13 protein-coding genes are annotated in these 13,158 nt (G+C 42.5%); 6 read left to right on the forward strand and 7 right to left on the reverse strand.

The window, feature by feature from the left end:
* The first annotated feature begins 339 nt into the window (after positions 1-339).
* The 5 genes from MgSA37_RS16255 to MgSA37_RS16275 all read left to right on the forward strand — a co-directional run bounded on the left by MgSA37_RS16255 (position 340) and on the right by MgSA37_RS16275 (position 5,029).
* Positions 340-1,062: a DUF4290 domain-containing protein gene (locus tag MgSA37_RS16255; RefSeq protein WP_096353375.1), complete on the forward strand. Its 723-nt coding sequence runs from the start codon at positions 340-342 to the stop codon at positions 1,060-1,062.
* A 127-nt stretch (positions 1,063-1,189) separates the two neighbouring features.
* Positions 1,190-2,497 (forward strand): UDP-N-acetylglucosamine 1-carboxyvinyltransferase, encoded by a 1,308-nt coding sequence (murA, locus tag MgSA37_RS16260; protein ID WP_096353376.1) that lies wholly within the window; start codon positions 1,190-1,192, stop codon positions 2,495-2,497.
* A gap of 242 nt (positions 2,498-2,739) precedes the next feature.
* Positions 2,740-4,299, forward strand: a complete 1,560-nt coding sequence (locus tag MgSA37_RS16265; protein ID WP_096353378.1) for a glycosyltransferase family 39 protein — start codon at positions 2,740-2,742, stop codon at positions 4,297-4,299.
* A gap of 124 nt (positions 4,300-4,423) precedes the next feature.
* The gene (locus MgSA37_RS16270; RefSeq protein WP_096353379.1) at positions 4,424-4,660 is read left to right on the forward strand and encodes a hypothetical protein; all 237 of its coding nucleotides are present in this window, start codon (positions 4,424-4,426) and stop codon (positions 4,658-4,660) included.
* A 3-nt stretch (positions 4,661-4,663) separates the two neighbouring features.
* Positions 4,664-5,029, forward strand: a complete 366-nt coding sequence (locus tag MgSA37_RS16275; RefSeq protein ID WP_096353381.1) for a type II toxin-antitoxin system VapC family toxin — start codon at positions 4,664-4,666, stop codon at positions 5,027-5,029.
* Between the two features lie 142 nt (positions 5,030-5,171).
* Here the strand turns inward: MgSA37_RS16275 and MgSA37_RS16280 are convergent, their stop codons facing one another.
* From MgSA37_RS16280 to tig, 7 genes are all read right to left on the reverse strand, one after another.
* On the reverse strand, positions 5,172-6,530 hold the full coding sequence (locus MgSA37_RS16280) for a cystathionine beta-synthase (RefSeq protein WP_096353383.1): 1,359 nt from the start codon (positions 6,528-6,530) through the stop codon (positions 5,172-5,174).
* Between the two features lie 223 nt (positions 6,531-6,753).
* A complete protein-coding gene (locus tag MgSA37_RS28590) occupies positions 6,754-6,906 on the reverse strand; it encodes a hypothetical protein (protein ID WP_172885332.1) in 153 nt (50 codons plus the stop codon).
* Complete coding sequence (locus MgSA37_RS16285) at positions 6,903-7,364, reverse strand: DUF6934 family protein (protein ID WP_096353384.1); 462 nt, start codon at positions 7,362-7,364, stop codon at positions 6,903-6,905. Before MgSA37_RS16285 ends, MgSA37_RS28590 begins: the two co-directional genes overlap by 4 nt.
* A 47-nt stretch (positions 7,365-7,411) precedes the next feature.
* Positions 7,412-8,266 (reverse strand): AMP nucleosidase, encoded by an 855-nt coding sequence (locus MgSA37_RS16290; RefSeq protein ID WP_096353386.1) that lies wholly within the window; start codon positions 8,264-8,266, stop codon positions 7,412-7,414.
* 277 nt (positions 8,267-8,543) lie between these two features.
* A complete protein-coding gene (gene clpX, locus MgSA37_RS16295; protein WP_096353388.1) occupies positions 8,544-9,782 on the reverse strand; it encodes an ATP-dependent Clp protease ATP-binding subunit ClpX in 1,239 nt (412 codons plus the stop codon).
* A 209-nt stretch (positions 9,783-9,991) separates the two neighbouring features.
* Positions 9,992-10,696 carry an ATP-dependent Clp endopeptidase proteolytic subunit ClpP gene (gene clpP / locus MgSA37_RS16300; protein ID WP_096353389.1) on the reverse strand — a complete coding sequence of 235 codons (705 nt, stop codon included), beginning with the start codon at positions 10,694-10,696 and terminating at the stop codon, positions 9,992-9,994.
* Positions 10,697-11,094: 398 nt separating this feature from the next.
* Positions 11,095-12,438 (reverse strand): trigger factor, encoded by a 1,344-nt coding sequence (tig, locus tag MgSA37_RS16310; protein WP_096353393.1) that lies wholly within the window; start codon positions 12,436-12,438, stop codon positions 11,095-11,097.
* Between the two features lie 235 nt (positions 12,439-12,673).
* Here tig and MgSA37_RS16315 point away from each other — a divergent pair, with 235 nt between their 5' ends.
* Positions 12,674-13,114, forward strand: coding sequence for a DUF1801 domain-containing protein (locus MgSA37_RS16315; protein ID WP_096353394.1), 441 nt, complete (start codon positions 12,674-12,676; stop codon positions 13,112-13,114).
* Positions 13,115-13,158 lie beyond the last annotated feature (44 nt).

Here is a 13,158-nt window from a genome sequence, read left to right on the forward strand (position 1 = left end):
CGAAAATAGATATTTTAGTCCGGAAGTCGGAAAAGTCCGGAAAGTCCGAAAGAATTTATATTGCTTTTCATTTAATGAAATAGCTCATAAAACGGTTCAATTATATTGCATTATCTTTATCACCCAAATTCTTTCGGTCTTTCGGTCTTTCGGTCTTTCGGTCTTTCGGTCTTTCCTGACTCAAAAAAACAATTTGCACTTTCACACAATTGCTTTATATTTGCGTTACCTGTTCAGGTAAATTCAACTTTGGCCTGTTATTTCCGGCTTTTTTAGGAAGTAATGTCTGTGCTGATTTTAAACTTTCAATAATTCTATTCATTACATAGCTATAAAACTATGCCCGAAAATTTTGATTATAACTCAACCAGGAATAAACTTATCCTGTCTGAATATGGCCGCAACGTACAAAATATGGTAAAATATATTGTTGCGCTGCCTACCAAAGAAGAACGTAACCGTTACGCCCAGGTGGTGATTGACCTGATGGGTTTCCTGAACCCCCACCTGCGCGATGTTGCCGATTTTAAACATAAACTGTGGGATCACCTGCATATTATCTCTGATTTTCAGATCGACGTGGATTCGCCATATCCGAAACCGTCTACCGAGGCGATCCATATGAAGCCCGAACCGCTGAGGTATCCGCACCAGCGTATCAAATATAAGCACTATGGCAAAACCATTGAACTGATGATTGAAAAAGCCAAAAGTATAGATGATGCCGACCGTAAACGCCATATGGTACAAGCCATCGCAAACTTTATGAAAATGGCTTATGTGCAATGGAATAAAGATTCAGTGGCTGACGAGATTATCCTGTCTGACTTGTATAACCTATCCGGCGGCCAGTTAAAACTCGAAGAAAACATCAACCTGAACAAGGTTGAATACCGTTCGATACCGCATAATACCAACAATAACCAAAACAACCGCGGCCGTACCAACAACAACAATAACCAAAACAACCGCGGCCGTACCAACAACAATAACAACAACCCGCGTAACAATAACAACAACCAAAACCGCAACCGCAATAGCGGCGGCGCAAAGAAATATTAACATGGGTCCATGGTCGATAGTCCATAGACCATGGCAAATTGTCTTCATGAATGAGGTTTCATTCAATTACAAAATAAAAACTATGGACCATGGACTATCGTCTATGGACTGCATATTGAACTAAAACATGACCAACGCATTTGAAATAATCGGCGGAACACCGCTGAAAGGCGAGATCATTCCGCAAGGTGCAAAAAACGAAGCATTACAGGTGCTTTCCGCGGTTTTATTGACCGGCGAAAAAATCATCATCAGCAATATCCCTGATATTAAAGATGTAAATAAACTGATAGAATTATTGGGCGACATGGGGGTGAAAGTGGAAAAACTTGCGCCGGACACCTATAGTTTTGAAGCAAAAAACATCGACCTTGACTTTTTTAAATCAGATGCCTTTAAAGAAAAAGGAGGAGGCCTTAGAGGCTCGATCATGATTGTTGGCCCATTGCTTGCCCGTTTTGGCAAGGCGGCCATCCCTAAACCCGGTGGCGATAAAATTGGCCGCCGCAGGTTGGACACCCACTTTTTGGGCTTTGAAAAATTGGGCGCGCAGTTCAACTACGACCCATCCAATGGTTTTTTTAATGTTGACGCCTCTAACTTAAAGGGCACCTATATTTTACTGGATGAAGCATCGGTTACCGGAACTGCCAACATTGTGATGGCTGCCGTTTTGGCAAAAGGAACCACCACCATTTATAATGCTGCCTGCGAACCTTATTTACAGCAACTATGTAAAATGCTCAACCGCATGGGCGCAAAGATCAGCGGCATTGGTTCGAATTTATTGAGTATTGAAGGCGTTGCTGAACTGGGCGGAACGGAACACCGTTTACTGCCGGACATGATCGAGATCGGTTCGTTTATCGGCCTGGCTGCCATGACAGAATCTGAGATCACCATCAAAAACGTACATTATAATGAGCTTGGGATGATCCCTGACGTTTTTAAACGCCTCGGCATCCAAATGGAGCTGAGGGGTGATGATATTTTTATCCCGGCGCAAAAACATTACGAGATAGATACCTTTATTGATGGTTCCATCATGACCATTGCAGATGCCCCATGGCCCGGCTTTACGCCTGATTTATTGAGCATTTGCCTGGTAGTGGCCATACAGGCCAAAGGCTCGGTACTGATCCACCAAAAAATGTTTGAAAGCCGCCTGTTTTTTGTAGACAAACTGCTGGATATGGGCGCCCAGATCATTTTGTGCGATCCGCACCGTGCAACGGTAATAGGCCTGGATAAACAGGTGCAGCTGCGCGGTATTTCCATGACCTCGCCCGACATCCGCGCCGGTGTTGCCCTGTTAATTGCCGCCCTATCTGCAAAAGGTAAATCAACCATATACAATATCGAACAAATTGAACGCGGTTACCAGTATATCGATAAACGCCTGATAGCGTTAGGCGCAAATATTAAACGGATTTAAGGAAGTCCGAAAGTCAGGAAAGACCGAAAGTCCGAAAGAGAAGAAAGGAGTTGCAAATTGGTGATTGCAGCTCTTTTTGTTTTAACGGACTCAGCAGAAATTAATTACAATTATTTTGGCTTGACAACTTTTTTTTCGGTCTTTCCCGACTTTCGGACTCCTATCAAATTTTCACTTTCGGACTTTCGGACTTTCGGACTTTCCGACTAAAAAAACTATCTTTATCGCAAACGCGATTATAAATGCCCTATAAGAACCGGAGATCAACCTATTCCAGTTTTATTCTGATTTTTGTTTTGATTAAAATTGGTCTGAATTTGCTGGCAATTGCTCATTTCGGTTTTCACCGCGACGAGTTTTTACATTTGGTTTTGGCCGATCACCTGGATTGGGGGTATAAAGAAGTACCGCCTTTTATAGCCCTGCTGGCAAAGATCACCATCTCTATATTTGGCAATTCGGTATTTGCAGCCCGTATATTCCCTACTATTGCAGGGGGCTTCATTATTTGGTTCACCGGGCAGATCACCGTTGAACTGGGCGGCAAAAGGTTTGCCGTCGCGCTGGCCTGCCTGGCGCTCATCTTCTCCCCTGCTTTTGCGGCAAGTGATTATTTATTCCAGCCGGTAGTGTTTGACCAGCTTTGGTGGGTGCTGGCGGTTTGGTTACTGGTAAAATATTGCAATACTTCTTCGGTTAAATATTTATATTTCCTCGGCATGGCAGTTGGTGTGGGCATGCTCACTAAATACTCCATGGCATTTTTTACCTTCTCGCTTCTTTTCGGCATCCTGATAAGTAAACAGCGCAAAATGTTGTTCAACAGGCATATTTTAGGGGGGGCTTTGGTTGCTTTGCTCATTTGGCTGCCAAATATCATCTGGCAGTTTCAGCACCATCTGCCGGTGTTCACCCACATGAGCACGCTGCAAAAAGAGCAGCTGGACTATATTCAACCCTTTGACTACATCAAACAGGAGCTTATGGTAAACGGCATCGCCTTATTTGTTTGGCTTACCGGCTTTATATTTTTGTTATTCTCCTTCAGGCTACATAAATTCCAGTTCCTGGCCATTGCTTTTGTGCTGATATTTACTTTTTTACTGGTGATGCATGGCAAAAGCTATTACCTGTTTGGGGCTTACCCGATGTTGTTTGCGGCAGGTGGCTTTGGTTTCGAAAGATGGCTAAAAGCAAGCGGTTATACAATACGCGGCCTTACCATAGCCTTGTTTACTATTCCTAACCTGATTTTACTCCCGCTGGTGCTACCGATTTTCTCCCTCAATCAAACATTGGCCATATTCAGGTATATGCATGATCATACCACTGCATTCAGGTTTGCCGTTACCTGGGAAGATCATAAAGAACATGCCACCACGCAGGATTATGCCGATATGCTGGGATGGGACGAAATGGCCGCCAAGGTAGATTCCGCCTGGAAAACCTTAACCCCCGAACAGCAAAAACATACCCAGATCTACGCCGACAACTACGGCGAAGCCGGCGCACTGCACCATTATGATAAACAATACAATTTACCGGAGGTGATCTCCCTCAATAGTAGTTTTACCCTTTGGGCGCCCGATAACCTGGATGGCGAATACATTATTTACGTTGACGACCAGGGTGGCGGCAATATCAATAGTTTCAAATCAGCGCTGGAGAGTTACCGGAAGATTGGCGAAGTAGAAAACCCGCTGGCCAGGGAAAAAGGTACCGCTGTTTTCATCCTGGTGCATCCCAAAAAGGGCCTTACGGACCGGTATAGTAAGGAATTGGCGAGGAAGCGATTGGAGTGATGGGTTAATTTGAAGATTTGGTGATTTGAAGATTTGAAAATGAATTAACACTAAAGAATCTAACCCATCAACTGTAAATCAGAAAAGTTTATATTTGTGTATAAAATTTTAAAGGATTGACTTTATGGAGCTTATTATAAAAACCAATAACGAGGGTAGCATTGCTAAGATCATCGCATTGGCAAAAAAGCTTAATGTTATTGTAGAGCAAAAAGAAGTACCTGATCAGGATAAAATCAATAAAGACGAATTAAAGAAAAGCATACTTAACTTCAAAGCCAGTGGTCCACCTTCTTTTGGCGATGCCGCAGAGTGGCAAAGAAAGATGAGAAAGGATCGTGACCTCCCTTTTTCGGAATAGCTTATGACCCTCGTAGACAGCAACATCATAATATATTCCTATTCAACTCAATATGAATATTTGCGAAGCCTTATATTAAACGATATGATTTTTATTTCAGAAATATCGGAAGTTGAGGTATTAGGCTATCACCAAATAACTTCAGATGAGGAAAGCTATTTCAGAAAGATTTTTGATTTGGTCACAATTATTATCCCTTCTCGTGAAGTGTTCGAAGCCGCTATCGAAATACGGAGAAAGCACAGACTAACGTTAGGCGATAGTATCATAGCGGCAACGGCGGTGATGCATGGTTTGTCACTTTACACACGTAACCTGAAGGATTTTGAAAAAATCGCTGATCTGAATTGTATAAATCCAATCAAATAAAATTAGCTATTTTTCAATCAGACTTCCAAAGCTTTGAAACGGCGAAGCCTTCAATGAGGCCTTTTGAAAACAAATAATTCCGAATTAAACTTCGGAAGTCTGGCACGATTCAACCTTTATCCTTTCGCCTTTCACCTCAATTCTAAGCTGAGATCGCGTTAATAATATCGTACTGCGTAATAATTTCTATCTGCCCGTTATCTTCCACCAATACAGCAATATTATCTTTATTGATCATAGCAGAAATTTTGTCAATCGATGTATTCAGATCAACAAACGGAAACGGCGCTGTGGCAATATTTTTTACCGGCTGCGATTTGATGGATGGATTTTCGATCAGTGAATTTAAGATGTCGCTTTCGGTGATCTTGCCGATCACCATGCCTTTTTGAGTAACCGGGATCTGCGAAATATTGAGCGATTTGATGGTGTTGATCGCCTCCAAAATAGTTTGCTCACAATCAATAGTGACGATCTGTTGGTTTTCTTTCCTGTGGACGATATCACGGGCGGTAAGTTTTTCGTCCTTTAAAAAACCATGGTCGCGCAGCCAGTCGTCATTATACATTTTACCCATATAGCGGGATCCATGATCCGGGAAGATGATGACCACAACATCGCTTGCTTTAAACCTATCTTTCATCTGTAAAAGCCCAGCAACTGCGGAGCCGGTTGAATTACCTGCAAAGATGCCTTCTTTGCGGGCAATTTCACGGGTCATTAAAGCGGCGTCCTTGTCGGTTACTTTTTCAAAATGATCAATCAGGTTAAAATCAACGTTTTGCGGCAAAAAGTCTTCGCCAATGCCTTCGGTAATGTATGGGTAGATCTCATTTTTATCCAAAATCCCGGTTTCCTTGTATTTTTTAAATACCGAACCATAGGTGTCAATACCCAGGATCTGGATAGCGGGATTTTTCTCTTTTAAATATCTTGCGATGCCTGATATCGTTCCGCCTGTACCTACCCCGGCGATGAGGTGGGTAATTTTCCCTTCGGTTTGTTCCCAAATTTCCGGCCCGGTTTGCTCATAGTGCGCCTGCGAATTTGATAAATTATCATACTGGTTCGGCTTCCATGAGTTAGGCACTTCGCGCTCCAGGCGAGATGAAACGGAATAGTAAGAGCGCGGGTCTTCCGGATCAACGTTGGTAGGGCAAACAATCACCTCGGCGCCAAAGGCACGCAGGGCGTCAAACTTTTCTTTGGATTGTTTATCGGTACTGGTAAAAATACATTTGTAGCCTTTGATCACTGCGGCAATGGCCAGGCCCATACCTGTGTTGCCAGAAGTACCTTCAATGATGGTTCCGCCGGGCTTAAGCTTACCGCTCTTTTCGGCATCCTCAATCATTTTTATGGCCATCCGGTCCTTTATAGAGTTGCCGGGGTTAGTGGTCTCTATCTTTGCCAAAACAGTTGCCGGGATGTCTTTTGCAACCCTGTTTAACCTAACCAATGGCGTATTGCCAATGGTTTCCAATATATTATTGTACCACATAATTTGATTCCTGCTAACCCGGTATATATAAAACCGAATCCTTTTCAAAAATAGCTTTCTGTATCGACATCCTGAACGTAATAGGTAATATTTTATATTAGGATACGAAAAGGTTCATTTATCTACGGGGGCTACTTGTAGAGAAAGCTACGCAACAAAAAATAACGATGAGGATTAAGAAATTTATCAGGTTGAACATACTATGCATTACGCATATTATGCATTAAGATTTGATTTTGGGGAGCCCTGTTTTAGCCAATATTTCGTTGGCCTTTTTTAGCTTATCCGGAAATAAAACTTTCCCTCTAAACTGTTCCAACTTTTTGTCTAAAACTATGATAGGAACTTTCGATTTATTTAATTGTTCTATTTTCATATCGCAAATTTATTATCTTTTTTTGTCAATAAAAAAGCCTCATAATCCTCACCTGTAACGAATGGCACCCAATTACCTTCCCTATTATAGCCAAAAACCAAAAAGTCTTCCGAAATTTCAGCCAGGTTATTTGTAATTCCCATCCTGTACAGACGTGTTCTAACAGCTGTACTGCCCGTCGCAAAAATCCAGGCCTCAGGGTATTTTTCCGTAAATGCGTAAACTGTGGAGGCTACTGTTGCCAATACTTTCAGACTGTCGCCGTTATTCGTTATTGAGAGGTCATTAACACCTTTCGTTAGTTCATCATAGTCGCCAAATCCAAGATTATAAACGTTTTCAGTACTAGTTTCAGTGTATTCAATAATTTTTTTTATCAGCCCTTTCGGTCCCTCACTGATAAATTCATAGTAATGAAACAAATCCTCCGATCGATACTGATATTTCGCCTGCTTCATTCGTTCTTTTCATCAAAGTTAAACAATTATAAATCGTTTTATTAACGTCAAAAAATCAAATGCTTCACCGTTAACCCGTTATTGATCAATTGCTTTAACGATTCAATACCTATCCGCAAATGGGTTTCCACAAACTGGTCGGTAACGGCGGAATCGCTTTCGGCAGTTTTAACACCTTCGGGAATCATCGGCTGGTCAGACACCAGCAGCAGGGCGCCGGTCGGGATCTTGTTGGCAAAACCGGTAGTGAAAATGGTCGCGGTTTCCATGTCAACAGCCATGGCCCTTAATTTTTTAAGGTAGCGTTTAAACTCTTTATCGTGTTCCCAAACGCGGCGGTTAGTGGTATAACAGGTTCCGGTCCAGTAATCGCGGCCAAAGTCGCGTATGGTGGTTGAGATAGCTTTTTGCAGCGCGAAGGCTGGTAATGCCGGCACTTCAGGAGGCAGGTAATCGTTAGAGGTACCTTCGCCCCTGATGGCCGCGATCGGCAGGATCAGGTCGCCTACCTTATTTTTCTTTTTAAGGCCGCCGCATTTCCCTAAAAAAACAACCGCTTTGGGGTGTATAGCGGTAAGCAGGTCCATAATGGTTGCGGCAACAGAACTCCCCATACCAAAATTGATGATGGTAATACCATTAGCGGTAACACTCTGCATCGGTTTATCAAGGCCCATAATGGGTGCATTATCGTTCCACTGCGAAAACAAAGTGATGTATTTCGAAAAATTGGTAAGGATAATATACCCGCCAAATTCGGCCAATGTGCGGCCGGTATAGCGCGGCAGCCAGTTGGTAACGATGGATTCTTTTGTTTTTAACCCGGGAGTAACTGGCGAAGATACTTCCCTGGCTTTTTTGACAGGTTGCCCGTCTTTTTTTATATCTAATTGTTCATTCATCTCTTTAGTCCTCTCGCCCTTTAGTACATAGCTGTCGATTTAGGATTTTAATATCGAACACCGAATAACGAACCGGCCTACCAGCAGGCTGGTGTAGAATATTGAAGTGAAAACTTCGGTATGCGGTATTCGGTATTCAAAATTCATTATTCGATATTCAATTCTTGCTTACCTGACTAATATCCCCCTTCAGGGACCCGGGGCTTATACAACAAACCCCGGCATTCACCAGGGTTTATCATTATTTCAAATCTAAAAACTTAATATGTCTTCCTTATTAAGCCACCTTTAATTTTTTAAGGTCCGATTTTTCGAATTTCTCGTGTGCGTAATCCAAAGTCACCACCAGGCGTTTCACATCTTTTTTTGACGGAAACTCGAACATGGCATCGATCATTATGGCTTCACATATCGAGCGTAAGCCACGCGCACCCAATTTAAATTCAACCGCTTTGTCCACAATAAAGTCAAGCACTTCGTCTTCAAACTCCAGCTTTACGCCTTCATATTCAAACAGTTTTTTGTATTGTTTTAATAAAGAGTTTTTGGGTTCGGTTAAAATATTGTGTAGTGCTTCCCTGTCCAATGGGTTCAGGTAAGTTAATATCGGCAAACGGCCAATCAGCTCGGGGATTAACCCGAATGATTTTAAATCCTGCGGCGTAATGTATTTATACAGGTTTTTCAGATCAACTTCGCCATCATCGCGTTTCATCCTGTACCCTACAGTTTGTGTGCGCAAACGGTTGGCGATCTTCCTGTCGATACCATCAAACGCACCGCCGCATATAAACAGGATATTGTTGGTATTTACGGTGATCATTTTTTGATCCGGGTGCTTGCGGCCACCTTGCGGCGGAACATTCACTAAGGTCCCTTCCAGTATTTTTAATAGCGCCTGTTGTACCCCTTCGCCTGAAACATCGCGGGTGATAGAAGCATTGTCGCTTTTGCGGGCAATTTTATCCACCTCATCAATATAAACTATGCCGCGTTCGGCAGTAGCTACATCGTAATCGGCAGATTGCAGCAGGCGGGTTAATATACTTTCCACATCCTCGCCCACATACCCGGCTTCGGTTAATACCGTAGCATCGCAAATGCAAAAAGGTACATTTAATATTTTGGCCAGCGTTTTTGCCAGTAAAGTTTTACCCGTACCGGTTTCACCCACCATAATGATGTTTGACTTTTCAATCTCCACCTCATCCTTATCAATACGCTGGTTTAAACGTTTGTAATGATTGTAAACCGCAACTGATAATATCTTTTTTGCGTCATCCTGCCCGATAACATACTGGTCAAGGTGACCTTTTATCTCGGCTGGTTTAAGGATGGCTGGCACTGACGGCGAAGATTTTACCTTCCTTACCTTCAGCTCTTCGGCCAGGATCTCATTAGCCTGGTTAACGCACTTATCGCAGATATGCGCGTCAAGGCCGGCTATCAGCATAAGAGAATCCTGCTTACCGGCCCCGCAAAACGAACACCTGATTTCCTTGCTGTTTTTATTCATTTAGTTTATTATTGAGGTACAAAATTAACAATTTTTATTTAAAGTCGGAATGCCCGATAAGGGTGGGACGCCGAAAGTTAAAAAAATGATTGCGTAATGTTAATACTACGTGCATAGCGCCGTATTTGTTTCATTGCCCTGTAAAATCAATCCTATCGGACCCTGCCTGCCGGCAGGTTTCGGTCCCGATAGCTATCGAAATTACCGAATTATTTACTTGTTTTGGTGCCGCGTAAAATCTCATCTACCATACCAAACTCTTTGGCTTCTTCGGCAATCATCCAGTGGTCACGGTCAGAAGCATCCCAAACCTTTTCAAACGGCGCACCGCTATGGTCAGCAATGATCTGGTATAATTCTTTTTTCAGTTTTGTTATTTCGTGATAGGTGATTTCAATATCAGATTGCTGACCTTGTGCACCGCCTGACGGCTGGTGGATCATTACCCTGGCATGCGGTAAAGCCGCCCTTTTACCATTGGTACCTGCGCACAATAACACGGCCGCCATTGAAGCTGCCATACCTGTACAAATAGTAGCCACATCGTTTGATATAAACTGCATGGTATCATAAATGCCTAAGCCGGCATAAACAGAACCGCCCGGTGAGTTGATATATATCTGGATATCACGTTTGTTATCAGCTGATTGCAGGAAAAGCAACTGCGCCTGGATAATGTTTGCAATATTTTCATAAATCGCATCGCCAAGGAAAATAATACGGTCCATCATTAAACGCGAGAACACGTCCATCTGGGCAACATTTAACTGGCGCTCCTCGATGATGTACGGGGTCATGCCGGTTGGCAGGGTGCTTCTTTCAACGCCGGCAATAAATTTATCTACATAGATACTGTTAATACGGTGATGTTTAACAGCGTATTTTCTGAATTCGTTTTTATCAATATTACTCATGATTCTTTTGTTAAGATGCGGGTTTTAATCGCGATAAATATAGTTGTTATTTTTAAAGTCCGAAAGTCGGTAAAGACCGGACCCTGCCTGCCGACAGGCAGGGTCCGAAAGAAAAAATTTGATGAGGATAGCGCACTAAATGCAAAAAGCGGCGAAAAGCTATTTTTTATGAATAAAACTTGCGGCGGCTTTGCCGTTCCCTGACATATGCACTCCATGCAATGAAACGGCAATTGATAGAGGTATTTGTCAAGGGGCAGAAAATGTTACCACCCAATGACAAATACCTAATGTTTTTGGTCCGGCCCCCTCTAAATCTCCCCCGGTAGGGGAGACTTAAAAAAACGTCATGTTCTATCTTTCGGACTTTGCTGACTTTCCGGACTTTCGGACTTCTCTTACAGCTTCTGGAAATCGGTATAAAGAATTTCCTTCGGTTCTAAAGTAACAACGCTTTTGATATAGGCGAATATTTTCAAAGCTTTCACTTCTTCAAATATCTTGTTGGCATTTTCCTTATTCTGCAGGTATTGCACGGTGTACTGGCCTAATTGCTCGTCACTTAAGGCTTGCGGGCTGTACATCCTGAACTGCTGATCCAAACGGAATTTTGCGGTTTGAAAAACATCTTCATAATCGATCTTGATGTCCTGCTCCCTGATGATCTTATTGCCGATCAGCGTCCATTTAAGGTTTTGTGCAAAATCGTTATAGCCGCCTTCCAAATCCTCTGTGGTCATTTTTTCGTCGCTTGCTTTTAACCAGCGTTTCAAAAACTCATCAGGCAGTGTAAACTGGAATTTATTAATGGTATAATTATAAATTTCTTCCTGCAATTTGCGTTCAGCATCCTGCGCCATCATGCCTTCAATCTCTTCAGTAATTTTCGCCCTGAATTCTTCTTCATTGCTTACTGTTCCTTCACCAAATAATTTATCAAAGAACTCCTGGTTCAGATCGCTTTCTTCCAAACGGTTAACGTTTTTAACGGTTAACTGAAAGTTTGATTTCAGATCTGCCGCTGTTTCTTCATCAATTTTTAATAAACCAGCAATTTTAGCTGCATCGTTATCATATGCTTTCTGAAGATCAAGCGTAACCACGTCTCCTTTTTTCAGGCCGGTCAACGATGCTTTTATTGCTTCATCCTTTACCTGGTCAAGTCTTACCGACGCGGTTATGGCTATTCCATCCTCAAAAACAGAACCATCCGGTGAAAGCTGCGCCAAATCGGAATAAAGCACATCATCGTCTGCCGATACGTCAGGATTTGTCATTTTGCCATAGCTTCTGCGGATATTTTTGATCCGCGCAGCCAGGGTTTCTTCGTCAACCTTAATTACATATTGGGCTATTTTATCGGCGGCTGAAAAATCAACCTTAAAGTCGGGCGCTAAACCCAGCTCGTAGTTAAACTCAAAATTATCGGTAAAATCCCAGTTATAATGTTTGTCTTCGTCGATTTTTGGAAGAGGCTGGCCCAAAACCTCCAGTTTTTCCTCGTCGATATATTTGTTCAGGGTATCTGAAAGCAGGTTGTTGATCTCGTCAACCAGGATGCTTTTGCCATACATTCTTTTGATATGCGATGGCGGTACCATACCGGGGCGGAAGCCGGGTATTTTGGCTTTTTTAGCCTGATCCTTAATGGCTTTATCAACGCGGGCCTGGTAATCTTCAGGATTGATATTAATTTTTACAACTGCATTCAGGTTATCGATCTTTTCCTGTGAAATATTCATCTTTTACGGGTATTTAAACTTAAATATTGCGCAGGTACTTAGCCTCCTGCTTTTGGAGGGGCAAAGGTAGGGAAAAAGTTGGAGAATTGAAAAAGCGGGAAAAAGTCCGGTAGCCTGGAAGACCGAAAAGTCCGAAAGTTAAAAAACTGGTAAACTCCCATGAAAAAATGAATTGTTGTATGAATAAAATTGCGAAATTGGACAAGATATACTAAACAAGCCATCATTCAACATTATGAACGTACAGGAACAAATCAACGGGTATATGACCAGCCAGCCTGAACCAAAACGTAACGACATGCAAGTGCTGCACCATCGCCTGCTTAAAGTTTTACCCGGTTGTAAACTTTGGTTTGACAATGGCAAGAACAGCGAAAATAAAACGGTTAGCAACCCTACCATCGGTTATGGATTGTATACCATCAAATATGCCGATGGAAAAACCAGGGATTTTTTTCAAATTGGTTTGAGCGCAAACAAAACCGGCATCTCCGTTTACATCCTCGGTATTAAGGATAAGACCTACCTGGCCCAAACTTTTGGGAAAGAACTGGGCAAGGCCAGCGTGACCGGCTATTGTATCAGGTTCAACAAATTAAAGGATATAAACATTGAGACCCTTGAAGCGGCCATAAGATATGGGGTTGAGGCGACGGGCGTGAATCAGGAAAGCTAATAAAGGCCAATGAAAAATTTGAAAAGCGGGAAGGTCCCCGGAAA

It is taken from the genome of Mucilaginibacter gotjawali (assembly GCF_002355435.1).
GTDB lineage: Bacteria > Bacteroidota > Bacteroidia > Sphingobacteriales > Sphingobacteriaceae > Mucilaginibacter > Mucilaginibacter gotjawali.